The sequence below is a fragment of the Bacillus sp. F9_6S_D1_P_5 genome (assembly GCF_054823925.1).
In genome coordinates, this window is sequence record NZ_JBTREW010000017.1 from 1 (window position 1) to 25,124 (window position 25,124).

Here is a 25,124-nt window from a genome sequence, read left to right on the forward strand (position 1 = left end):
TGTATACCTCCTACGCTTTCCAAACGTTATCTAAAAAAAATGGCATTACCACAAGTATGTCCCGTAAAGGAAATTGTCATGATAATGCCGTAATAGAATCTTTTCATTCCTCATTGAAATCTGAATTGTTTTATTCCCAAGAAAAACAAATACATTCAACTTCTACTCTCAAACAACTCATTCACGATTACATTGAGTATTATAATACGGAACGTATTCAAGAAAAGTTAAACTACCTGTCTCCTATAGAATACAAGAAACAGGTAGCATAGGTGTTTTTTTCATGTACCAAATTCGTGGGTCAGTTCAAACAATGTAGTTCTTTGAGGCTTTTTCAAGATTAAATCGCAGAATAAAAATCATTTGATTTAGGCGGAGAAGCTGCTTTTTTCATAAGGATTTCCCATAACTGTACGGATTTTTCCCATTCTGCTGCGGCCTTTCCCTTTTGATACATAGCGTTTTCATAACTGAAAGTAAGCTGTTGCATATCATTTGAGTTGTAAAGTGTATCGATATGGAGAGCATATTCTCGGAATGTTTGACTTTCCTCTCGTGGTATACCAGTTCTCGCAAATTGTTTCAAAAGTGCACTGTAAGCTTTATTATAAACAGTATCATCTTTTCGATATTTATAGAAAAGAATGATAAAAAATGTAATCCATTTCATTCTAGTAGCGAAGAGAGTATATCCGATGATACTAATTGGTATAGTAGAAAGCAATACGTACCACCAAGAAAATTTATTTTTAGAATTTGTAATCTTTTTAGTAGGGGTTTCTTCTGTATCTTCTATTAAACTTTTAAGCTTTGCTTCATTGTTTCTTTGGTGCATTTGCGCGTTTTGAGTATTAGTTTCTTCGCTATTTTGTATAGTAGGAGAAGGCGTATTATTTGTGAAATTATAGGGATTCGTAAATCCTTTTGTTGGTTCGAATGGAATCCATCCGTATCCGGGGAAATATACTTCGACCCAAGAGTGTGCGTTATCGTTCGCGATTTTATAAACATCCTGACCTTCAGCACCCACAAGCGTATTATCAAGAGTTCCTTCTGTATAACCTTTTACCCAGCGAGCGGGAATCCCAGCAGAACGAAGTAACACGATCATAGACGTTGAGAAATTATTACAGTAGCCGCTTTTTGTATCGAAAAGAAATTGATCAACATAATCTTGGTTTTTGGCAGGGAACAACACATTCATTGTTTCATATACGAAAGAATGGTCGGTGAAGTAGTTTTCAATAGCCAATACTTTATCATATCGGTTGTCTTTATCGTTTGTTAGATTAACAGCTAAGTCTCTTACTCGCTGCGGTAATGATTCGGGAAGTTGCGTGTACTTTGTCATGAAATAAGGATTTGTTTCTTGACCTTCATTCATTTTTATAGCTTTTAAGTTTTCTATGGAAAACTCCGGGACCTCATATGTTACTTTATATGAATGTAAAGTAGTAGAAGAATCTCCGTCCATCGTATAGATTTTTTCTGAAAATGGGTCAACACTGTATGATACATTAGAAGAAGCTTCAACTGATACTAACCCTGCTGGATAGGTAAGGTGAGGATAACTTTTTTGCATGGTAATTGTCGCCTCAGTTGCCTCTGTTTTTGTATTTTGTTCGTACCAGCTCACGACGTCATTTTTATTTTTAAAAGAAACCTTTTTTTGATTTTCAGAAACCTCCCAGCCTTTTCCTGTATAAAAATCTTTCGTTTCGACTCTCCAATATTGTTTGTTTTGTGTTTGTGCTGTGAATACAATTGTAGGATCTGCCTTAAAAGGACCACCTAATCTCGAGTCATCTAAACCATACCCAATTTTAGAAACTTCTTGCTTTTTACTTGCTTCGGATGTGTTGAATTTTAAAAAATCCATTGGGTTTGGCCATTGAGGGCCAAATTTTGGAGCGAAGTATGCGATGGTTGCTGACAATACAATAAATACTATAAGAGGTCTAAGTAATTTTGAGATTTCTCTAGCATAATTTTGTAAGTGTTCCATCTCTTTTATTCGTTCTATGCGAAGAAGACTAAGCATAAAAAATCCGATAACAACAGTACGAATAATAGCGTAGTTAGCATTATATAAATGCAGGTTATGAAAAACAGTTATATAAATAATAGTCAATATAAGAAATAACAACCCACGTTTTTTATGAATCATCCAAAAAGAGATGCAAGCACTCAAAAACCAAAATGATAAAAAAAATAAAAGTGTTGGAAAAACTGGAGAAATATCTAGCAAATTCCCTTGAAATAACAAGGAGGAATTACGAGAAATATCAGTAAAAAATTTCGTTAACCAAGAAGGGTTTATAAAAGCATTTTTATAATACAGGAAATGAATGACGAATAAAATTGTGACAATCTTTATAGGAATCTGCCATCTTGTTTGAAAAAAAGAGAGAGTGAAGCAAATCCCTATAAATATTACAAAAATATCTAATCTACCTACGTTTGTAATACCTATAAGTGGCCTTAGCCATTCTAGTAAAAGTAGAAATGCGCATGCATGCATGAAAAATCTAGTCATATCCAATTGTTTTTTTGCCTGTAATGTTATCATTTGCTCACCTCAAAAAACACGTTTGTATACTGGTTTCCATAAACCACATTTACAAATATTTTTCTTTTTTGCAGAGTTTCTAGAATACTGAGTTCTCGATGTGATAGTTGATTTGCTTTTTCTTTCACGACAAAAACCATTAATTTTCTATTTTTTATAGCAGCAAAGTCAGCTGTTTTTTGAATATCGGGAGAAAGATCGCTTGTCACGAGTATAATCGTTACAGGCTCATAAATTTTTCTTAATTCCATTTCAACACTCCGGGAGAGCGGGAATACACTGTCCGCTTGTACTTTCGCTAAATGACAAAAGATTTGATGCAACTGACTATCTCCATTGTCTAAAGGGAAAAAAGTTCGCTCTTTTCCGAAAGACACGAATGACGCTGGTGAATTTTGCTTCAAGACAGCCCTGACAATAGAGGCAGTAAATGTGACGACTGATTCGAATAGAGAGGATGAGGTTCTGTCCATGAATATCATAATATTATGGCTGCGCTGTTGTTCAAACTCTTTCGTCATAATGTTGTTTGTTCGTGCAGTTGCTTTCCAATCAATCCATGAAAAGCGGTCACCAGGTTTATAGTCTCTCACACCGACAGAAATGGTAGAATCTTTTACTAAGTTGATATTTGCTGAAAGTGCTCCTTGTTCGAAATGATTTTCCATTTGTCGATACGTTATATCTACATACTGAGGATAGACTAAAAATGTATCTGGAACTGAAAAAGTTATTTCTTTCTCCATCATACCGAATAGATCGCCAGTTTTGACACGTACGCTTGAAAAAGAGTGCTCTCCTCTAGGGATTGTGTCAATTGCATATTGAAATGAAATATTTCGTTTCAATCCTGGAAAGAGTATTACTTTATTCATCTTCGTTTGTTTACAATTTGTGAATTGTGATGGTAGCACATCTTCTATAATTAAATAAAGCAAGGGAAAAGGAAATTTTCTTTTTATTGTAATGGTGCTTAAAAATGATTCTCCTGCTATATATTCGTCTTGATTTGTTATTCGTTTTACCTCGGCGTTTCGTAAAGCATAGAAGGGGAGTAATAGTGAATAAAGGCCGATAGGAATCATACTGTAAAACAAAAACCAACTTACAAATCCTCCTTGAAGCATAGCGTATACAAATGTTAAGACTAGACATAACGGAATGAGTGATAACTTAGTAAAATGATAGAGTGATCGTAGTATTCGTTTCATCAAAGGTTCATCTTCCTTTGAGTCGGTACGGTAGTTCGTGCAACGATTTTTGCGATAACTTGTTCTCCTGTAATTCCTTCAAATTTTGCTTCCATTTTTAGAATGAGTCTGTGAGCCAATATGTAAGGAGCTAAAAATTTAACATCGTCTGGAATAACATAATTTCTACCATGGATAAAAGCATAAGCTTGTGAAGCTTTCATTAAAGCAATCGAGCCACGCGGGCTTGCACCAAGTTGTATAGAACTATAAGAACGAGTCTGACTAACAAGCTTTACAATGTAATGCTTGATTGCCTTGTCCATACTTACTTCCCGTACGCTTTGTTGTAAATAAAGTAATTCTTCTATTGTAGTAATAGCTTGTAAATGGGAGAGGGGATTCGTTTTTTCCATCCGGTTTAAAATTTCAAATTCTTCTTCTGGTGTAGGATATCCCATTTTTAGTTTCAATAAGAAACGATCGAGCTGTGCTTCTGGTAAAGGATATGTTCCCTCATATTCGACCGGATTTTGTGTAGCCATTACAAAGAACGGTTTTGGTAACGGTCTTGTCATGCCATCTATTGTAATATTGCCTTCTTCCATACTTTCAAGTAAGGCAGATTGTGTTTTTGGAGATGTACGATTAATTTCATCAGCCAGTATAAAATTCCCCATGATTGGTCCAGGCTTGAACTCAAATTGGAGCTCTTTTGGATTATAAATAGAGACACCTGTTACATCTGATGGAAGTAAATCAGGTGTGAATTGAATACGCTTGTAATCAGCATCAATAGATTTAGAAAGAGCACGTACTAACATTGTTTTCCCAACGCCAGGAACATCTTCTAATAGTACATGACCTTCAGCTAAGAGAGCTGTCAAAGCTAAGATCGTTTCTTTTCGTTTTCCAACCATTAATTTTTCAATATTGTTGATTATTTTTTCTATAATGGGATATAATGAATCAAGCTGGTGCATCGTAATCCTCCTAATGTGTTATTATCGTTTTCTAATCTATTTGGTGAAAAATAGAACGTACCTCTCTATGTGCGAGTATAAAACTATTACCTTTAATTCTAAGAATATTCAGATTATTTATTCTGGTTACATCTAGTATAATTGTTTCAGTAACTAAGGGCAATATGGTAAATAATGATTTCTCTTTTTATGTGAAATATGTCTTGATATAGAATAGTATCGTCGGTAAAAGTAGAAGAGGAGAAGGAAAGATTGACCTCAATGAGCAAAATAAATAGCGTAGGAAACCCTACGCGTAAAGTTTGGAACATATATTAATACGCCTTGTGAATAAAATGTATATGAATAAAAAATAAAGTCGACTTCTCATGAAGAGGCCAGCTATTTAAATTATTACACTCCTTTATTTTTTATCTTTCTTATATTCTTTTCGTTTATTTAACCAAATATGAATTAATTCTACCAATTCCATTGTTTCAATCTCACAATATTCTCCTTTACCATCTTCGGCTAAATTGTCTAACACAGTAGTTGTGTCGTTCCGAATTTCTAAACTGCAAATGTTGCCATTTACTACTACATAATTTTTTTCTCCGTTTAAAACATTATGTATTTCTTCTAAAATCCAATCTCCAAAAGATGTAACTTCAATTCCTAAAAAAGTTTCAACAAGTTTAATTTCTTGAGGAAGTCTCATAACTAAATCACTACTGTTAAGCACTTCAAAACTATATGGATATTTCATGACTATTTTACTCCTTTATTTCTGGCTTTAGTGACTCTATTTACTTCTCTATTAATCTCATAAGCTCTATTAAGGTAATAAATTCTTATACTATCATCACTATTTTCCTACTTAAATTATAGTAAAAGTAGATTATTATTAAACTTATCTATCCAATATTTCTCTGATGTAGGTATGAATTCAGTGAAATCTTCATATGTACCACTCCAATCTTTTGGTACATAGTTTTCGTATGATGCCGGTTCTGGAAACATTGAATATAGTATTTTATTATCAAAGTTAATTAATAAGATTGGACTAAAATCTAATAGATCTTCTCCTGCATTTTTCCTTTTAATATTTTCAAGTAGTAAATAATTTAATTCTTCTTTAGTTGTTTTATATTGATTAATCCTTACTAAAAATACTTCTACATTTTCATGATCTAATACTTTTATTCCATTTCTTTCTTCCGTTTCGTCATTATCTTCAATGCTTATACCTAAATTTTTATATGCATTATCTAATTTATTATAATCTAAAAACCATAGTTCTTTATCTGTTACATACCATCTAAACTCATTTTTATATATGACGGCTACTATAATGTTTTCTGCATAAAGCGGTTCTAATTTCATAATATACTCCTTGTATTATTATCTTAAAATCCTGCCATTCTTGGTTTATTCTTCTATTGATTCAATCCAAGTTGCTGACAATTCATATGGATTTCCTTGCGTTTTTTGTTCAACTATTTTCAGGATAGTTGCCCTTGATATGGTGGATTTAAAGTATTGTATTTTTATTTATTAACTCATCTAACGATTTAGGTATACCAAATTTAACTACTCCCAAATTACTTCCTCTATTATATAAGAAATTTTTTGCAAGCTCATTATTATCTGTACTTCATCTTAAACTTTGCTAGAAGCAAGGAAGTAATTTAACAGTCAGTGAAGGATGTGAGCCCTCCACAATGATTAGATTTTCACTTTTTTATATTTTTTCCGGAATTTTTGACAATCTCTTGAACTGTGCGAAATGTCACATCTGAATTTTACAACCTCTCTTATAGTAAGGGTATGTAAGAGAGACGTATTAAAGGAGTGAACAGTATGAAGAAGAAACCTTCAGCACTAATGAGACGTTTAAAATATTTTTCACCAATAGATCGTTATAACGATAATCATACACAAGAAACATATGAAGATCGCGAATGGGAGAATGTGTACAGAAAGCGTTGGCAGCACGATAAAGTAATTCGTTCTACACACGGCGTGAACTGTACTGGTTCATGTAGCTGGAATATATATGTGAAAGATGGAATTGTAACTTGGGAAGGACAAGAGCTTAACTATCCGACTACAGGTCCTGATATGCCTGATTTTGAACCGCGAGGATGTCCACGTGGAGCAAGTTTTTCTTGGTACATTTATAGCCCGCTTCGTGTGAAATATCCATATGTACGTGGTGTTCTTTGGAATATGTGGCAAGAAGAACTGCAAAATAACGAGTCACCATTAGACGCTTGGAAAAGCATTGTGGAAAACCCTGAAAAGGCACGTACGTATAAGCAGGCGCGTGGTAAAGGGGGATTCATTCGTGCGAATTGGGATGAAGTATTACAACTCGTTTCAGCTTCTTTACTATACACAGTAATGAAATACGGTCCAGATCGAAATGTTGGTTTCTCACCAATTCCAGCTATGTCGATGTTAAGTCATGCAGCTGGTAGTCGCTTTATGCAACTTATGGGGGGACCGATGCTTAGCTTCTATGATTGGTACGCAGATTTACCACCAGCTTCTCCGCAAATTTGGGGTGATCAAACAGATGTACCAGAAAGTAGCGATTGGTATAACTCTGGTTACATTATGACATGGGGTTCAAATGTACCGATGACGAGAACACCAGATGCTCACTTTTTAGCAGAGGTTCGATATAAAGGAACGAAAGTTGTTTCTGTAAGTCCTGATTTCGCTGAGTCTACAAAGTTTGCGGATGATTGGATTAGTGTGAAACAAGGTACAGACGGTGCACTGGCGATGGCAATGGGGCACGTAATCTTACAAGAATTTTACGTAGATAATCAAGTGGAATACTTCATAAAGTATGCGAAGCAATATACTGATTTTCCTTTCTTCGTCACATTGAAACAAAAAGGGAATCAATTCGTTGCAGATCGTTTCTTAAACGCTTCTGATATTGGACGCGAAACGAAGTTAGGAGAATGGAAACCTGTACTTTGGAACGAGAACACGAATGATTTTGCAACACCTCACGGCACAATGGGGTCACGTTGGGATAACGAAAAGAAATGGAACTTACGTTTAGAAGATGAAGAAACAGGTGAAAAGATTGAACCACGTCTATCTTTACTTGGAATGGAAGATAGTGTTGAAACGGTGCAAATTCCATACTTCTCTGATGACGGAAATACAATATTAGAACGTACAATTCCAGTGAAAAAGGTTATGACAGAAGAAGGCGAAGTGTTCGTTACAACTGTATACGACTTAACGTTAGCAAATTACGGTGTGAACCGAGGGCTTGGCGGACAAGAGCCGAAAGACTTCAATGATGATGTACCGTTTACTCCTGCATGGCAAGAGAAAATGACAGGAGTGAAACGAGAGCTTATTACTCAAATCGCTCGTGAGTTCGCACAAAATGCTGTTGATACAAATGGTCGCTCAATGATTATTGTCGGAGCTGGTATTAACCATTGGTTTAACTCTGATACGATTTATCGCGCCGTTTTAAATCTTGTTCTTCTCGTTGGGGCACAAGGTGTAAACGGCGGTGGTTGGGCGCATTACGTTGGTCAAGAGAAATTACGTCCAGCAGAAGGATGGCAAACAATCGCGATGGCAAAAGATTGGCAAGGGCCACCAAAATTACAAAACGGTACATCTTTCTTCTATTTCGTAACAGATCAATGGCGCTATGAAGATACACCAGTTGGACATTTAGCATCACCAGTGGAAGGCAACTCTCGTTATCAACATCACGGTGATTACAACGTATTAGCAGCACGACTTGGCTGGTTACCTTCGTATCCGACATTCGAGAAAAATGGGATTGAATTATATAAAGAAGCTGTTGCCTCTGGTGCAACAACGCAAGAAGAAATCGGAAAATACGTTGCGCAAAAACTAAAAAATAAAGAACTGAAATTTGCGATTGAAGATCCTGATAATAAAAATAACTTCCCGCGTAACTTATTCGTATGGCGTGCAAATTTAATTTCAAGTTCTGGTAAAGGTCACGAATATTTCTTAAAACATTTATTAGGTACAACGAACGGATTAATGAATGACGATAGCGATTCATTACGACCAGAAGAAATTAAGTGGCATGAAGAAGCGCCAGAAGGGAAGCTTGATTTACTCATTAATTTAGATTTCCGTATGGCTGGAACAGCACTTTATTCTGATATCGTCTTACCAGCTTCAACTTGGTATGAAAAGCATGATTTAAGTAGTACAGATATGCATCCATTTGTACATCCATTTAATCCAGCAATCGGTTCACCGTGGGAAGCGCGCTCTGATTGGGATATTTTCACTTCTCTTTCTAAAGCTGTGTCAGATTTAGCGAAGAAAATCGATCTTGAACCAATGAAAGAAGTTGTTGCAACACCGCTTCTTCACGATACACCGCAAGAATTAGCGCAACCACTTGGCAAAATTAAAGACTGGAGCAAAGGTGAGTGTGAACCAATCCCAGGTAAAACGATGCCACAAATTCATGTTGTTGAAAGGGATTATAAAACGATTTATGACAAAATGACCGCGCTAGGACCAAATACCGGAAAACAACCGATTGGTACGAAAGGGATTTCTTGGTCTGCAGAAAAAGAATATGAACAATTAAAGAGCCGATTAGGAGTTGTTCGAACGGATTCTATTGCGAAAGGTTGTCCAGACATAAAAGAAGCAATCAATGCTGCTGAAGCGGTATTAACACTTTCTTCTACAACAAACGGTCATATGGCTGTAAAAGCATGGGAAGCACTTGAAAAACAAACGGATTTAAAACTACGTGATTTAGCAGAAGAACGTGAAGAAGAATGCTTCACATTTGAACAAATTACAGCGCAGCCAAAAACAGTAATTACTTCTCCAGCCTTTACAGGTTCAGAAAAAGGTGGACGCCGTTACTCACCGTTTACAACAAACGTGGAACGTCTTATCCCTTGGAGAACGATAACGGGTCGACAATCTTTCTACTTAGATCATGACATGATGAAAGAATTTGGTGAAACGATGGCAACATTTAAGCCAATTCTGCAACATAAACCGTTCCGTAAATCACGGCCTGAAGTGGAAGGAAAAGAGATTACACTAAACTATTTAACACCGCATAATAAGTGGTCGATTCATAGTATGTATTTCGATTCATTACCGATGTTAACGCTGTTTAGAGGTGGTCCAACTGTTTGGATGAATAAAGAGGACGCTGCTGAAGCTGGTGTTGCAGATAATGATTGGATCGAGTGCTTTAACCGTAACGGTGTTGTTGTAGCGCGTGCCGTTGTAACGCACCGTATACCGAGAGGAATGGCATTTATGCACCATGCGCAAGATCGTCACATTAACGTACCTGGTACGAAATTAACAAGTAACCGCGGGGGAACGCACAATAGTCCAACTCGAATTCACGTGAAACCGACACATATGATTGGTGGATATGGTCAATTAAGTTATGGATTTAACTATTATGGTCCAACTGGGAACCAGCGTGATTTAAACGTTGTAATTCGCAAACTGAAGGAGGTAGATTGGCTTGAAGATTAAAGCACAAGTCGGAATGGTAATGAATCTAGATAAATGCATCGGCTGCCATACTTGTAGCGTAACGTGCAAAAACACCTGGACAAATCGTCCAGGTGCTGAATATATGTACTTCAATAACGTAGAAACGAAACCTGGTATCGGGTATCCGAAGCAATGGGAAGATCAGGAGAAATATAAAGGCGGCTGGGAATTGAAAAATGGTGAAATTCAGCTGAAATCCGGTTCGAAAATGAAGCGCCTTATGAATATTTTCCACAATCCAGATCAACCAACAATTGATGATTACTTTGAACCTTGGAACTATGACTATGAAACGTTAACAAATAGTCCGCAGCGTAAGCATCAGCCAGTTGCTCGTCCGAAATCAGCAATTACAGGTGAATTTATCGATAAAATTGAATGGGGTCCGAACTGGGAAGATGATTTAGCTGGTGGACATATAACAGGATTACAAGATCCGAACGTAAAGAAAATGGAAGAAGAAATTAAAACGGATTTTGAAAATGTCTTTATGATGTATTTACCACGCATATGCGAACACTGTATGAATCCATCTTGTGTATCTTCTTGTCCATCTGGTGCGATGTATAAACGTGAAGAAGATGGGATTGTTCTTGTCGATCAAAATGCATGTCGTGCTTGGAGATTTTGTGTATCTTCTTGTCCATATAAAAAAGTGTATTTTAACTGGCAAACGAATAAAGCTGAAAAATGCACAATGTGTTTCCCTCGTATTGAAGCAGGTATGCCAACAATTTGTTCGGAAACATGTGTAGGACGTATTCGATATATTGGAGTAATGCTATATGACGCTGATAAAGTAAAAGAAGCGGCTTCTGTTGAAGATGAAAAAGATTTATATGAATCTCAGCTTACTGTTTTCCTAGATCCAAATGATCCAGAAGTGGCAGCAGAAGCGAAAAAACAAGGAATTCCTGAAGAATGGATAAAAGCGGCACAACAGTCGCCAATCTATAAAATGATTATCGATTGGAAAATCGCTCTACCTCTTCACCCAGAGTATCGCACTATGCCAATGGTTTGGTATATTCCGCCGCTTAGCCCAATAATGAACATGGTGGAAGGGAAGGGGAGTAACTGGCAAGCAGAAGAGATTTTCCCTGCCATTGATAATATGCGTATTCCAATTCAATATTTAGCGAATTTACTCACTGCAGGAGATGAATCACATATTCGTCTTACATTGAAAAAAATGGCTGTTATGCGAACGCATATGAGGGCACTTCAAATTAATAAAGAACCAAATGAAGCTGTATTAAAAGAACTCGGTTTAACGAAACAGGATGTAGAAGATATGTATCGTCTTCTTGCTATCGCGAAATATAAAGATCGCTTCGTCATTCCGGCCACTCACCGCGAACAAGTTGCAGATTTGTATAACGAACAAGGAAGCTGTGGTTTATCCTTCGCAGGTGGCCCAGGCTCTTGTATGACAATTTCTTAAATAATGGAGGCGGAAACATATGAAACAAAGTTTACAAACTGCTTTTTCATGTTCTTCATTCCTTCTCTCCTACCCAGAAATCGGGTGGAGAGAAGCTTTAACCGAATTACAAGAAGAGATAGAAGCAATTGAGCAGGACGATGTTAAAGCTTCACTTACAGTATTTATAGAACAAGCATTAAATAAAACGAACGATCAATTAATTGATGGTTACGTATATACATTTGATTTTGGCAAAAAGACTAATATGTATTTAACGTATATGAACACCGGTGAACAAAGAGAAAGAGGTATTGAATTACTAGAGTTAAAGCAGCATTATAAAAAATCTGGTTTTAAAGTAACAGATAAAGAGCTACCTGATTATTTACCGCTATTACTAGAGTTTTTTGCAAATGCAAATGATCAAGACAGTGAACCAATTATGAGTAAATACAAAGAGAACATACAAGCATTACACGTTCAGTTAAAAGAAGCGGGTAGTATGTATGAACCAATTCTTGCGGCTGTTCTACTCGCTATCGATACATGGGGTGTACAGACAAATTAGAAAGGAGAGTTGTCAAAATGATGGATCAATTTCTATGGGTGTTGTTTCCCTATATCATTTTTGCAATCTTTATCGGTGGACATATTTTCAGATACAACTATGATCAATTTGGATGGACATCAAAATCTAGTGAACTATTAGAAAAGAAAATGCTCCGAATCGGAAGTCTATTATTCCACTTTGGGATTATGTTCGTAATTGGCGGTCATGTTATGGGGATTTTAATTCCAGAAGCTGTATATCGTTCAATAGGTATTTCAGAGCATATGTATCACACAGTGGCAATTAGTTTCGGACTTCCGGCAGGTATTGCTTCTATCATCGGTTTAATTATATTAACGTACCGCCGCGTAACAGTAAAACGTATCATTGCAACGAGTACAAAGGGAGATTATATTGCGCTTACTTTATTACTTATCGTAATGCTAGCAGGACTTTCTTCAACTTTTTTAAACATCGACTCAAAAGGGTTTGATTATCGCACAACGATCGGTCCTTGGTTCCGAAGTCTCTTTATTTTCCAACCGAAAGTTGAGTATATGACGGAAGTGCCAGTATGGTTTAAAATCCATATAATTGCAGGTATGGGACTATTCGCAGTGTGGCCATTTACTAGACTAGTACATGTATTTAGCGCTCCGATTAAATACGTAAGCCGTAGTTATGTAATTTACAGAAGACGAATTCCAAATGAATTGAAAAAATAATTTTGTTTTATATGTTTAGTAACTTATAAGGAAAGCCGAGATCTAATTGGAGACCTCGGCTTTCCTTATAAGTATAAGTTAATCAATGCTACAAACAGAAGCAGAGCAATCTTCACAAGCAATTTCACATTTTAAAAATTGTAAATCGTGAATGGTAATCTTTCCTTTATGAATAGAAATTGTACCTTGCTTTTTTAATTCATTTAACATCCGATTTACGCTTTCACGTGAAGTTGCACAGAAATTAGCAAGTTCTTGATTCGTTAAAGGTAAATCGATAAGAATCCCGTTTTCTTTTAACACACCATAACTATTTGTCATTCGAATGAGAGTAGAATACAGGGCACCTTTTTTGCCATGTAATACTAAGTCTCGGAACTTCGTTTGCATTCTTCTTAAATGTTCACTAATCCATTTCATAAATTCAAATACAAGTGCGGGTTTTTGGAGTAATGCTTTTTCTAAGGTTTCACGCTTTATTACTCCTACTTCAACATCTTCAAGGCATTTTGAATTCAATAAATACTTCGCATTGTCCGTGAATAATGTTAATTCTCCAATAATGTCGTATGCCGAACAAATACGGAGTGTTAATTCTTGCCCGTCAGCACTTAGTTTACTAATTTGTACTTTTCCTGAGTGGATGATATAGAGTTCTGTTGCTTCCATACCTTCTTGAAAAATAAAACTCCCCTTTTTAATCTGCATTTTATATTCAACAGATGCAAGTAATTCCTTTAAATCTTGAGATAATGTCATACTGTTTGTCACAGCAATCACCTTTCTTCTTATAAGCAATACATTTCCTATTTTGAGTGTAAATATGCTGAAAATGCAAGAGCTATTTTAAAAACATAGTGAAATTTCAATGACCGTAAGGAGGAGAGACTGAAGATGTGAACAAAATGCGAACAGATTTGTGAAGAATTTTTGAATGGGGAAAGTGATGTGAGAAAAGTCACATTGAATTTGTAGCTTATTTTTTATAATAAAGGCAAATAAAAAATTGAAAGCTTACTAAGGATTGCAGCAGAAAAGAAGGGATATAGATGCACGAGAAAATGAAAGATTTATTAGAACGGCCACTTCAAGATTTACGTATTTCAGTTATTGATCGTTGTAATTTCAGGTGCACGTACTGTATGCCTGCTGAAGTGTTCGGACCTGATTACGCTTTTTTACAGGAAGAGTTTTTATTAACGTTCGATGAAATAGAAAGATTAGCAAGATTATTTATAAGTATGGGAGTCAATAAAATTAGGCTTACTGGCGGTGAGCCGTTATTGCGTAAAGACTTACCGTGGTTAATTGCAAGGCTTACAAAGCTAGAAGGTTTAAAAGATATTGGGCTCACAACAAACGGAATTCATTTAGCAAAACAAGCTAAGGCGTTAAAAGACGCAGGATTAAAGCGTGTAAATATTAGTTTAGATGCGATAGAGGATAACGTCTTCCAAAAAATTAACGGAAGAAATGTAAATACAAAACCTGTACTGAAAGGGATTGAAGCAGCAAAGGCTGCTGGATTAGAAGTAAAGGTAAATATGGTTGTAAAAAAAGGGATGAATGACAGTCAAATCCTTCATATGGCTCGTTATTTTAAAGAACAAGAAATTCAGCTCCGTTTCATTGAGTTTATGGATGTAGGTAGTACAAACGGATGGAATTTTGAACAAGTGATTACGAAGGAACAATTAATAGAGAAGATTAATCGCGTATATCCAGTTGAGCCTGTTCCACCTCGTTACTTTGGAGAAGTTGCGAAATTGTATCGATATGTAGGGAGCGATGCAGAAGTTGGATTTATTACTTCAGTATCAGAGTCATTTTGTTCTTCTTGTACGAGAGCTCGTATTTCGGCAGACGGCAAGTTTTTCACGTGTTTATTTGGAACGAAAGGAACGGATTTGCGAACGCTTCTTCGAGAAAATAGTTCTGATGCATCATTATTAAAAATTTTAAAACATACGTGGCGATATAGAACAGATCGATATTCAGATGAAAGAACGGCGGAAAGTACAAATACACGTCCAAAAGTTGAAATGTCTTACATTGGCGGATAGTGAAAGGAGGCTTCCCTATGCAAGAGCGATATTCAAGGCAAGTATTGTTTTCAGGAATTGGTGAAATGGGTCAAAGAAAAATAAGAGAAAAGCATGTGCTCCTAATCGGTGCGGGTGCACTAGGAGCTGCAAATGCGGAAGCGCTCGTTAGGATGGGAATTGGGAAATTGACAATTGCCGATCGTGACTACGTCGAGTGGAGTAATTTACAGCGGCAACAGTTATATACAGAAGAAGATGCGCAGCAGTGTAAACCGAAAGCAATTGCAGCGGCGGAACATTTAAGAAAGATTAATTCTCAAGTGGTAATTGTACCAGTTGTAACAGATGTCACAATGCAAGATATAGAAGAGTTAACAAAAGATGTGGGTCTCATCATAGATGCGACTGACAATTTCGATACGCGCCTACTTATAAATGACATTTCACAAAAAGAGAATATACCTTGGATATACGGCGGATGCATAGGAAGTTACGGTGTAACGTATACAATTCTTCCTGGGAAAACACCATGTTTTCGCTGTCTGATGGACCACCCTATGAGCGGTGCAACATGCGATACAGCCGGAATCATTCAGCCAGCTGTACAAATGGTCGTTGCTCACCAAGTAACAGAGGCGATGAAAATATTGGTGGATGATTATGGGTCGTTAAGAGGGACGATGTTATCATTTGATATTTGGAACAATCAATATCTCTCATTAAAAGTAAATAGACAGAAAAAAAGTACATGTCCATCTTGTGGGAAATTACGAACGTATACAAGTTTAACATTTGAAGCACAAATGAAAACGGAAGTGTTATGCGGACGGAATACAGTTCAAATCCGTTCAGGAATAAAGAGAAATCTTAATTTAACCGAAATTCAAAAACGATTACAAAAAAGTGTACATGTAAAAAGAACGCCGTACTTACTATCATTTCTAATTGATGAATATCGTTTCGTTTTATTTACAGACGGTAGGGCATTTATTCATGGCACAAATGATGTGAAAATAGCAAAACGATTATACGCAAAATATATAGGGTGAACGGAAAGCGAGTGGCACCTTATTGGAAAGAGGTGAAAAAGAATGCTAGAAAAACGTATACCAATTCCAGTGGCAGAAGCAGTTGCGGGTGTAATGGAATATGTCTACCAAGGTGAAATAGAAAAGATTTCTCTTATAGAAAGCTACGGTAGAACGCTTGGAGAAGATATTATTGCAGATCATGATGTTCCGCATTTTGATCGCTCTCCGTACGACGGGTTTGCGATTCGAGCGGAAGATACAAAAGAAGCGAGTAGTAGTAACCCCATTCAGTTTGAAGTAATTGGCGAAATTGGAGCAGGTTTTGTTTTTACAGAAGAAGTGAAAGCATTTCAAGCTATCCGTATTATGACAGGTGCGGCAATTCCAACCGGGTGTAATGCAGTTGTTATGTTAGAGCTAACAGAAGGATTTGAAGAAAATGAAAAGACTTATATGAAATTGAAACGCTCCTTTGCTGCTGGGGATAACATTTCTTTTAAAGGAGAGGATGTAAAACAAAATAGCATTCTTGTGAGAAGGGGGACTGTTATTAATCCTGGAGTGGCAGCACTTCTTGCTACGTTTGGTTATTGTTCCGTACATGTTGTAAAACAGCCGGTTATTGGAATTGTGACGACAGGGAGCGAACTGCTTGAAGTACATGAACAATTAAAACCAGGAAAGATTCGAAATAGTAATTCCTATATGATCGCTGCTCAAATTGAACGAGCGGGCGGAGTTGTACAATATTATGGGCAATTCGCTGATGATTTAGATACGTGTTATAACACTGTAAAAAAAGCGATGAAAGAAGTCGATATTTTAATTACAACTGGTGGCGTTTCGGTAGGAGACTATGATTATTTACCTGCTATTTATGAGAGATTACAAGCTAATGTACTTTTTAACAAAATAGCGATGCGACCAGGAAGTGTGACAACTGTAGCTGAGGTAGAAGGAAAACTACTATTTGGTTTATCTGGTAATCCTTCTGCTTGTTATGTCGGTTGTGAATTATTTGTTCGGCCAGTTATTCGAACATTCTTGCATAGACAAGATCCGCACGTATTTCGTGCAGAGGCAATATTACAAAAAGACTTTCCGAAAGCAAACCCATTTACTCGTTTTGTAAGAGGGAAAGTGGAAATTGTAGATGGAACATTGCAAGCTACACCAGTTGGTTTAGATAAATCTAGTGCAATTTCTTCACTTGCAGAGGCGAATGCATTTATCGTCCTGCCGGGAGGAACGAGAGGATTTGAAGCAGGAATAACTGTTTCGGTACTGTTATTAGAATCAAACGCTGAAAGTGAGTGGCCGTGGGAAGAACCACTTCGATCATATAAATAATAGAAAAATAGATTGCTAACTTATACAAAGATAAGAGGTGCAAGATGACACATACGTATTATGAAGTAATTGATACACCTATTTCAATTGAGGAAGTTACAAACAAAGTAATTCGTCGTGAGTGCGGCGCAGTTACTACTTTCATTGGTACTGTTAGAGAATTTACGAAAGACCGTCGTACGCTTTATTTAGAGTATGTAGCATATAAAACAATGGCAGAAAAACAGCTTGAGAAAATTGGTACCGAAGTAGGAGAGAAGTGGCCTGGGACATATGTCGCTATTACACATCGCATTGGTACATTACAAATTTCTGATCTTGCTGTTGTCGTCTCTGTTTCTACACCACACCGGAAAGCAGCCTATGAGGCGAACGAATATATTATGGAGCGTATAAAACAAATCGCTCCAATTTGGAAGAAAGAATTTTGGGAAGATGGTGAATCATGGATAGGTGATCAGTTAGAAAAGGTAGCATATGAGAATGATGAGCCTGGAAAGGGGATGAGAATATGATTGAAGTACTATTATTTGCACATTTACAAGAAGAAGTAAGTAAGCCAGCATTACACATAGATTGTGAAAATATTACGGTTGCTAAACTTAAGGAAGTGCTCATTAAGAAATACGACGTAGCGATTTCAAGTGAGATTATGGTTGCTATAAATGAAGAGTATGCAAATGAGGATGACATCATTCAAACTGGCGATGTTATAGCAATGATTCCGCCAGTGAGTGGTGGTTGATTCTTTTCAGCCTAATCATGTTAGGACGTGATTAGGCTGGAGGGAATGAATATAACTATGCATACATAGGAGGGAACAGGATGAAAAGTCCTAATTTTCAATTAAGTTTACAAACTTCTAATCTAGTTATCGGTTTTATGGTATGGGTCATTTTATCATCATTAATGCCTTATATTAAAGCGGATATTCCATTAACTGCGGGACAAATTTCTATGGTAACGGCAGTACCGGTTATATTAGGTTCTGTTCTTCGCATTCCAATTGGTTATTGGACAAATCGTTTCGGAGCAAGAAAATTATTCTTCATTAGTTTTATTCTATTATTATTTCCTGTCTTTTATATTAGTGTTGCCAATTCAATGATGGATTTAATTATTGGTGGTTTATTTGTCGGAATCGGTGGTGCTGTATTCTCTGTAGGCGTAACATCTTTACCGAAATACTTTCCGAAAGAGAGTCACGGTTTTGTAAATGGTATATACGGTGTCGGTAACGCAGGAACAGCAATTACTTCGTTCTTAGCACCAGTTATCGCAACTTCAGTTGGCTGGAGAACGACAGTACAGTGTTATTTAGTTTTACTCGCAGCATTTGCACTTATGAACTTTTTATTAGGCGATCGTAAGGAGAAAAAGGTGAATACACCATTAATGGAACAAATAAAAGGTGTATATAAAAATGAAAAACTTTGGTTTTTATGTATCTTTTACTTTTTAACATTCGGATCTTTCGTCGCATTTACTGTATACTTACCAAACTTTTTAGTATCTCACTTCGGATTAGAAAAAGTGGATGCAGGTATGCGGACAGCAGGATTCATTGTACTTGCAACAATTATGCGGCCAATTGGCGGTTGGCTTGGTGATAAATTTAACCCATTTAAAATATTAATCTTCGTATTTATCGGTTTAACACTTTCAGGTATTATTTTGTCATTCATGCCTAGTATGAACGTATATACTTTTGGTTGCTTACTAGTCGCATTTTGTGCAGGTATTGGTAATGGTACAATCTTCAAACTCGTTCCAATGTACTTCTCAGAACAAGCTGGTATTGTAAATGGACTCGTTTCAGCTTTAGGCGGACTAGGAGGGTTCTTCCCGCCGCTAATTTTAACATTATTATTCCAACTAACAGGTCATTATGCAATTGGATTTATGGCATTATCAGAAGTCGCACTTGCTTGTTTAATCATTACAGTATGGATGTATAGCCAAGAGAAACTGTTAGTGATATTAAAGAATCATTAATAAAGAAAAAGAGCCGTCCCAAAGTATTTTGGGATGGTTCTTTTAGTAATAGGTTTCAACATGTTTTTATTGCTATCTCAACAAACGCTTGTTTTCTATAAGAATGTGGTTTTAAAATGAAAAACAGAAGGCTTATGGGATTTTATGTTAAAATATAGATGTCAGAAGTTATTCAATTAAAGGGCTGGTTAGTTAAAGGAATCTTAAAATTCTTCCAAAGATCGAACTAATTTTTAGAATATAAACATTTAATTGGATCGGGGGTGTTTAGATGAAAAAACTATATAAGTCCACTAAAGATAAACAAGTATCAGGTGTATTAGGTGGCTTAAGCGACAAGTATGGAATTGATGTAAGTATCCTTCGTATAGTAACTGCATTATCAGCCTTTTTTACTAGTGGATTAACAGTGTTAATTTATATAATAGCTGCAATTGTTTTGCCTACAGATAAAGAAATTAAGAGATAAATGTATGAACTTAAATCTAATTCTACAATCGAGAACTCAGTTTTTTGTTTATTGAAAGTTTCCAAAGTAAAAGCAACAGTACGATTGTTATAAGACTGAAATGAACAAACGAAAAATCCTCATAAAACATTCGGAATATATCGAGAACGAAAATATTAACTTTTGAATTAAACGATGACTATTGATCACTAACGAATCGATAAATAGTCGCTCCTTTCTAAAGGTTATCTATTAATCTATATAAAAATATAATATATATTAATATTACAAAGTTTTAACAACATATGACTGTATTTATAACAAGAAAAACTTCATATTTTTAGGGCCAGATTTTTGGGTAAGGCTAATGGATATTGTGAAAAAGTACACTTAAAATAAAGAATACAGTTTAGGTCGATAAGATAAAATTATGAATTTGTATAAATAATTCATAATTTTCTTTATGAGTCATATTTGATATGTTAAAGAAAAGAGAGGGGAGGGAAATTGTGAAAGCTATTGATTTGGTCGTGGCGAATTAGATGTTGAGAATGCTTTAAAGTTGATTTATGAAGTGAACCCAGATGCACTTATGTTTGGAACAGATTTACCATCTACAAGAGCAAAAATACCTTTTGAGTATGGAGATGTCAAATTAATTCAACAGCTATTTGATGAACAAGCTACTGAAAACATTCTGTGTACGAATGCTTTCAAATGGTATTTTAGGTAGCGTCAGGGGCTACATTTGAATTAAATTTGTCCATTCCATATTTAGTAAAGAGTTTAATCCAACTATAATATATTTGGAATGAGGTTTTACATGTTTGTTTTTATTATATTAGACGTGATATTACCAATATTAATATTGATGCTAATTGGTGCAATCTTACAAAGAAAGTTTCAATTTAACTTAAAGCAGCTATCTACACTTATTACTTATTGCTTGATGCCAGCGGCTGTATTTGTGAATATATATGATATTCGTATAGAAATAGATCTGTTGCTCCAAATAATATACTATTTAATGCTTTATAGTCTGAGTCTGATCATAGTAAGTCATTTCATTTCAAAAATATTAAAGTTAGAAAAAGGAGAAAGTGCAGCTCTAAAAAATAGCATTTCGTTAATGAATTCCGGTAATTATGGATTACCAGTAAGTCAATTGATTTTCAGTCACAATCCAGTGGGGGTTTCCATTCAGATTTTTATTGTGATCTTCCAGAATCTTCTAACTTATTCATATGGGATATATAACTTACTATCAGCAACAAAAACAATCGGAAGTATTATTCAATCATTTCTAAGACTGCCTGTATTTCATGCGCTCGTATTAGGGGTTCTCTTTCAATCTTTTACAATTCAAATACCTAATTCTATCTTTCTACCTCTTAATCAGCTTGCGAATAGTTTTGTTGCAATAGCACTCATATTACTAGGAGCGCAATTATCCAACATTAAGCTTAATTTTTTCCATCGAGTCATAACATGGGCTTTAATTGGAAGGTTACTGATGGGACCATTATTAGCACTTGCCATGATCTACCTACTAAACATTGATGGTATTGTTGCACAATCATTATTTATTGCAAGTTCTTTTCCTACTTCAAGAAATACATCAACCATTGCTATGGAGTATCAAATAGAGCCTGAATTACATGCACAAATCGTTTTATTTTCAACACTTTTCAGCATTATTACAGTAACTGTCGTTATTTATTTGTCATATATTTTGTTTTGAATATACGTGCAAAAACGAATAGATTTGAGGCGGTAAATGATGGATGGAAATCCCATCGATATGAGAAGAAAACAGTCTTTAATATATTGGGTTTCGTTTCCAATTGTACGATGTCTGATAATCAAGCGACTTAATTCAAAAAAGGAAACTCATTAGGGATTATTTCGTATGCAAATCTTTAAAGCATCTACATATAGACTTGTGAAAAAAGACACAATCTCGCTTATAATTGACGTTACATGAGCTTAGGTTGATAGCGATGGGGTGGGTGTGTCAAGTAAGAATTTTATCTTTATTGATTTTATGCGGTTTTTCCGCATAATTGTAACTAAGGGGAATGATTCTAAGTTGAGTAAACAGAATATTAGCACAACGGTTTCGGGAGATTTGATTGTTACCCATCTAATTGGCCAGATTAAAACAGACGATGTATATGAATGGTTTGATAGCTTTGAGCAGGTTTGTCAGCAATTTATTTCCGAGGGGCGGAAATACAAATTATTGGTAGATAGAAAAGGATACACGCCAAATCATTTTTCTGTTCAAAAAGTATGGAAAGATAAGTTCTTCAATGAAACTATTTTGAATCATAGTAAGGTAATTGCATTTCTTCTTGAAGAAGGGGAGATACTGAATTATTTGCAACAATCCAATACAAAAGAATCTGTGAGATTTTTTGATGATTATGAACAAGCGCTAATTTGGTTGAATGAATACCCAATATAAAAACTGAATTGAAAGAGTTGCTCGGAATGTTGCACTTGTCATAAAATTTACTTGTTTACAATTTGCCAACACCATTCATTTTCTTCGCAGATTGCCTATGGAATTTCAAAAAACGGAACCAAAACAAAAAGAACAAACGCTTCTAAAAAACGTTTGTCCAAAGGCAATTACTATTTTAGCTAAGAAATAGATTATAATTTGTGAGTACGAGAAAGCTTTTTTATAAGTTTAGGAAATATAGATGTTAGTTCCTGCTTCAAACGCTTCGTAAACGATGGATCTTTACCTGAAGTTGAAATAGTGACAACATATTCATCATGTCGGATGACGCCAGGTGTGTGAAAAGATGATTCTGTACCATCACTTACAACGTTAATCCACTGGAAATCGTGGGCGGCCTGTTTAACCATCAGATTTACAGCATGTTGATTTGTAGCTGCATAAATAAGGTGAGCATCTTTAATATCATCATTACTAAAAGTTTTTTGCTTCCAAGTAATATAAGGGAGTTCCTTCATTTCCGCGCAAATTTCTGGGCTGATAACGGTGACAAAAGCTCCTGTATCTTTTAATCCAGACGCTTTTCGATATGCGATTTTACCTCCACCAATAATAACGACCACTTTTTTATTTAAATTAAGCATAAGAGGGTACATGTTATACATACACACATTCCTCCATTCGTTCTAATAATGTTAATTTCATATATGTATCAAACTGAAGACAGTTACAAGTCGTAATGTGATCATATTTTTTCGTATGCAACTTAATTTTTTGAAGCAACAACCCGGTAAAGAGAAGATATGGCATGACGTATACGTGAGGCGCAGACGATGCTATCTTCTTGAGCTCAGCAGTAAAAGAGGGCGTTCCTTTCGTTAAAAAGGAGCACGATACTGGCATACCAAGTTTTCGTTCGACAGCTGCTCCGATTTGTTGTAACTCATGTATCGGCTGTGGATCACTACTACCTCGTCCTACGAGTAAAATACTACTACCTTGCATTGGCGTAGCTTCACGTATTCTTTTCACTACAAGTTCCACCATATGTGGATGCGTACTAAAAGGAGGTACAACTGAAAATGTTATTTGTGGAAATTTCTTTTGTAGTTGCTCTATTTCAAAAGGAATATCACGTTTATAGTGAGCTGCTGCAAATAATAAAACAGGTACAATCATTATTTCAGTTGCGCCCTCTAGTATCGTTTCTGTAACTGCATCTGAAATGGTAGGTGTTGTTAGTTCTAGAAAAGCTATTTTTTGAGTTCTTTCGTTACGTTCTTTCATAACAGATTGAATAAAGTGAATGAATTGTTCATTACCTTCTTGCAAGCGACTCCCGTGTCCAACATATACAATTCCTTTCATCGCAGCACCAAATCTTTCTTCATAATAAGGTCTTGTAATTGCTCATCTACATTATGAAAACCGACTTTATTCGCATAGTGTAAAGTTGAAGCGTCGGTATACGAGAAGGGGAGAGTAAGAATATCGATAAAGCCAAGTCGTTTTATTTCTGATAAAAATGCATCAATTGAGGCACGCCCTTCAAACACAATACTATCCCATGAGAATTCAGAAAGCATTCGAGAATGCACTTCATCGAAACGATGGTCAATTGTATACTCATGGGTCATCATGTATGACCCGACACCAATTTTCTCTTGAATAAAAGCAATTCGATTAATATTTCTTCCTAAATAAACAGTTGTATCGGAAGAGAACGCTGCTTGTTTACTTAGTAGCCCATATTGCATAAGTTTTTCTTGAGTGGCATTGTTCATGTGCTGCAGTTCTGCCTGTAAGGAACGAATATCTTTCTGGTATTTACCACATGATCGCATTAAGATTTCTACACTTTCAGCTGAACAAAATACTAGGCGATCAACGTTAAAAATCTCATCGATTTGTTCAGAGGTTAATGTGTATTCTTTCTTTTTGAAAGTAGGTATTTGATATATTTCTGCACCGGCTTCCTGTAACTTTTGCTTCATTACACTTGTTTTATTTGTTGCAGATGTAACTAAGACCTTCTTGCCATGCAATGGTTTACATTCTTTCCAAGCGATTTGATTACGTAAGGAAACGACATCACCAACAATTGTCATAGAAGGATTAGAAATATTCTCGTTTTTGACGATAGGAACAATAGTTGAAAGTGTTCCTGTGACAACGCGCTGTTTCCCTGTCGTACCCCATTCGATGACTGCTATTGGTGTATCTTCTTTTTTGCCTGCTTGTAGTAAATTTTCGCAAATTGTAGGTAAGTTTTTTATACCCATGTAGTAGGCGATTGTGTCGCTATTGTGGGATGAATTATATTTTCCACGATCGGTTAAAGGACCTTTCGCATGCCCAGTTAATAAAGTGACGCTATTACTATAGTTGCGGTGGGTGAGGGGGATGCCAGCATAGCTACTAGCGGCGATGCTAGATGTAATGCCTGGTACAATTTCATATGGAATGTTCGCAGATGCTAAAGTTTCTGCTTCTTCACCAACACGGCCAAAAATAGATGGATCTCCGCCCTTTAAGCGGACTACGATTTTTCCTTCTTTCGCAAATTGAAGGAGGTGGGCGTTAATCATTTCTTGTCGCATAGTATGATTCTTTGGCATTTTTCCGCAATAAATAAGTTCACATGTTTCTTTTGTATAACTAAGAAAGAAAGGGTTTAATAAACGGTCATATAAAACGATATCTGCCCGATTTAAACAATCTATCGCTTTCTTTGTAATAAGCCCTTCATCACCTGGTCCTGCACCAACTAAATATACATATCCATTCATAATCGCACCTCA

23 protein-coding genes and 1 pseudogene are annotated in these 25,124 nt (G+C 35.9%); 15 read left to right on the forward strand and 9 right to left on the reverse strand.

Annotated elements, in window-relative coordinates; all coding sequences use genetic code 11:
- Positions 1-272 (forward strand): IS3 family transposase (locus tag ACUXEY_RS19665; protein ID WP_461301393.1); only part of this gene is annotated, 272 nt, incomplete at its 5' end.
- A gap of 68 nt (positions 273-340) precedes the next feature.
- Here the strand turns inward: ACUXEY_RS19665 and ACUXEY_RS19670 are convergent.
- The 5 genes from ACUXEY_RS19670 to ACUXEY_RS19690 form a co-directional block, all read right to left on the reverse strand.
- Entirely contained in the window at positions 341-2,569 is a 2,229-nt protein-coding gene (locus ACUXEY_RS19670; RefSeq protein WP_461301394.1) for a transglutaminase TgpA family protein, read from the reverse strand.
- A complete protein-coding gene (locus tag ACUXEY_RS19675) occupies positions 2,566-3,780 on the reverse strand; it encodes a DUF58 domain-containing protein (protein ID WP_262787096.1) in 1,215 nt (404 codons plus the stop codon). Before ACUXEY_RS19675 ends, ACUXEY_RS19670 begins: the two co-directional genes overlap by 4 nt.
- Complete coding sequence (locus tag ACUXEY_RS19680; protein WP_461301395.1) at positions 3,780-4,742, reverse strand: AAA family ATPase; 963 nt, start codon at positions 4,740-4,742, stop codon at positions 3,780-3,782. Before ACUXEY_RS19680 ends, ACUXEY_RS19675 begins: the two co-directional genes overlap by 1 nt.
- Positions 4,743-5,145: 403 nt before the next feature.
- Positions 5,146-5,487, reverse strand: a complete 342-nt coding sequence (locus tag ACUXEY_RS19685) for a hypothetical protein (protein ID WP_000877041.1) — start codon at positions 5,485-5,487, stop codon at positions 5,146-5,148.
- 116 nt (positions 5,488-5,603) lie between these two features.
- A complete protein-coding gene (locus ACUXEY_RS19690; protein ID WP_044797210.1) occupies positions 5,604-6,104 on the reverse strand; it encodes a hypothetical protein in 501 nt (166 codons plus the stop codon).
- A 477-nt stretch (positions 6,105-6,581) separates the two neighbouring features.
- On the opposite strand from ACUXEY_RS19690, the gene ACUXEY_RS19695 reads away from it, so the two are divergent.
- Genes ACUXEY_RS19695 through narI form a run of 4 tightly spaced genes read left to right on the forward strand, consistent with a single transcriptional unit; the run spans position 6,582 to position 12,987 of the window.
- A complete protein-coding gene (locus ACUXEY_RS19695; protein ID WP_461301396.1) occupies positions 6,582-10,265 on the forward strand; it encodes a nitrate reductase subunit alpha in 3,684 nt (1,227 codons plus the stop codon).
- On the forward strand, positions 10,255-11,730 hold the full coding sequence (gene narH / locus ACUXEY_RS19700) for a nitrate reductase subunit beta (RefSeq protein ID WP_258125935.1): 1,476 nt from the start codon (positions 10,255-10,257) through the stop codon (positions 11,728-11,730). The genes ACUXEY_RS19695 and narH overlap by 11 nt, the downstream gene beginning before the upstream one ends.
- A gap of 19 nt (positions 11,731-11,749) precedes the next feature.
- Entirely contained in the window at positions 11,750-12,280 is a 531-nt protein-coding gene (narJ, locus tag ACUXEY_RS19705) for a nitrate reductase molybdenum cofactor assembly chaperone (protein WP_429601529.1), read from the forward strand.
- 17 nt (positions 12,281-12,297) lie between these two features.
- Positions 12,298-12,987 (forward strand): respiratory nitrate reductase subunit gamma, encoded by a 690-nt coding sequence (narI, locus tag ACUXEY_RS19710; protein ID WP_461301397.1) that lies wholly within the window; start codon positions 12,298-12,300, stop codon positions 12,985-12,987.
- A 78-nt stretch (positions 12,988-13,065) separates the two neighbouring features.
- Here narI and ACUXEY_RS19715 read toward each other — a convergent pair whose 3' ends face one another.
- The gene (locus tag ACUXEY_RS19715; protein ID WP_097841415.1) at positions 13,066-13,758 is read right to left on the reverse strand and encodes a Crp/Fnr family transcriptional regulator; all 693 of its coding nucleotides are present in this window, start codon (positions 13,756-13,758) and stop codon (positions 13,066-13,068) included.
- Positions 13,759-14,036: 278 nt separating this feature from the next.
- On the opposite strand from ACUXEY_RS19715, the gene moaA reads away from it, so the two are divergent.
- The 10 genes and pseudogenes from moaA to ACUXEY_RS19765 all read left to right on the forward strand — a co-directional run bounded on the left by moaA (position 14,037) and on the right by ACUXEY_RS19765 (position 22,323).
- Positions 14,037-15,050: a GTP 3',8-cyclase MoaA gene (gene moaA / locus ACUXEY_RS19720; protein WP_461301398.1), complete on the forward strand. Its 1,014-nt coding sequence runs from the start codon at positions 14,037-14,039 to the stop codon at positions 15,048-15,050.
- Positions 15,051-15,067: 17 nt separating this feature from the next.
- Positions 15,068-16,081, forward strand: coding sequence for a molybdopterin-synthase adenylyltransferase MoeB (locus tag ACUXEY_RS19725; RefSeq protein ID WP_461301399.1), 1,014 nt, complete (start codon positions 15,068-15,070; stop codon positions 16,079-16,081).
- A 42-nt stretch (positions 16,082-16,123) separates the two neighbouring features.
- Complete coding sequence (locus ACUXEY_RS19730) at positions 16,124-17,413, forward strand: molybdopterin molybdotransferase MoeA (RefSeq protein WP_461301400.1); 1,290 nt, start codon at positions 16,124-16,126, stop codon at positions 17,411-17,413.
- Between the two features lie 44 nt (positions 17,414-17,457).
- Complete coding sequence (locus tag ACUXEY_RS19735) at positions 17,458-17,928, forward strand: molybdenum cofactor biosynthesis protein MoaE (RefSeq protein ID WP_461301401.1); 471 nt, start codon at positions 17,458-17,460, stop codon at positions 17,926-17,928.
- Positions 17,925-18,158: a molybdopterin converting factor subunit 1 gene (moaD, locus tag ACUXEY_RS19740; RefSeq protein WP_087982652.1), complete on the forward strand. Its 234-nt coding sequence runs from the start codon at positions 17,925-17,927 to the stop codon at positions 18,156-18,158. Before ACUXEY_RS19735 ends, moaD begins: the two co-directional genes overlap by 4 nt.
- A gap of 80 nt (positions 18,159-18,238) precedes the next feature.
- Entirely contained in the window at positions 18,239-19,408 is a 1,170-nt protein-coding gene (gene narK, locus ACUXEY_RS19745; protein ID WP_461301402.1) for a nitrate transporter NarK, read from the forward strand.
- Positions 19,409-19,679: 271 nt separating this feature from the next.
- Positions 19,680-19,877, forward strand: coding sequence for a PspC domain-containing protein (locus ACUXEY_RS19750; RefSeq protein WP_097949668.1), 198 nt, complete (start codon positions 19,680-19,682; stop codon positions 19,875-19,877).
- 502 nt (positions 19,878-20,379) lie between these two features.
- Positions 20,380-20,589, forward strand: a pseudogene (locus ACUXEY_RS19755) (amidohydrolase family protein); the annotation flags it as partial.
- Positions 20,590-20,679: 90 nt separating this feature from the next.
- Positions 20,680-21,597 carry an AEC family transporter gene (locus ACUXEY_RS19760; RefSeq protein ID WP_063222698.1) on the forward strand — a complete coding sequence of 306 codons (918 nt, stop codon included), beginning with the start codon at positions 20,680-20,682 and terminating at the stop codon, positions 21,595-21,597.
- Positions 21,598-21,900: 303 nt separating this feature from the next.
- Positions 21,901-22,323, forward strand: coding sequence for an STAS/SEC14 domain-containing protein (locus ACUXEY_RS19765; protein WP_461301448.1), 423 nt, complete (start codon positions 21,901-21,903; stop codon positions 22,321-22,323).
- Positions 22,324-22,514: 191 nt separating this feature from the next.
- On the opposite strand, the gene ACUXEY_RS19770 is transcribed toward ACUXEY_RS19765, so the two are convergent.
- Genes ACUXEY_RS19770 through ACUXEY_RS19780 form a run of 3 tightly spaced genes read right to left on the reverse strand, consistent with a single transcriptional unit; the run spans position 22,515 to position 25,112 of the window.
- Positions 22,515-22,988 carry a precorrin-2 dehydrogenase gene (locus tag ACUXEY_RS19770; RefSeq protein ID WP_461301403.1) on the reverse strand — a complete coding sequence of 158 codons (474 nt, stop codon included), beginning with the start codon at positions 22,986-22,988 and terminating at the stop codon, positions 22,515-22,517.
- On the reverse strand, positions 22,981-23,691 hold the full coding sequence (locus ACUXEY_RS19775) for a sirohydrochlorin chelatase (RefSeq protein WP_461301404.1): 711 nt from the start codon (positions 23,689-23,691) through the stop codon (positions 22,981-22,983). Before ACUXEY_RS19775 ends, ACUXEY_RS19770 begins: the two co-directional genes overlap by 8 nt.
- Positions 23,688-25,112 (reverse strand): uroporphyrin-III C-methyltransferase, encoded by a 1,425-nt coding sequence (locus ACUXEY_RS19780; protein WP_461301405.1) that lies wholly within the window; start codon positions 25,110-25,112, stop codon positions 23,688-23,690. The genes ACUXEY_RS19775 and ACUXEY_RS19780 overlap by 4 nt, the downstream gene beginning before the upstream one ends.
- Between the last annotated feature and the right edge of the window lie 12 nt (positions 25,113-25,124).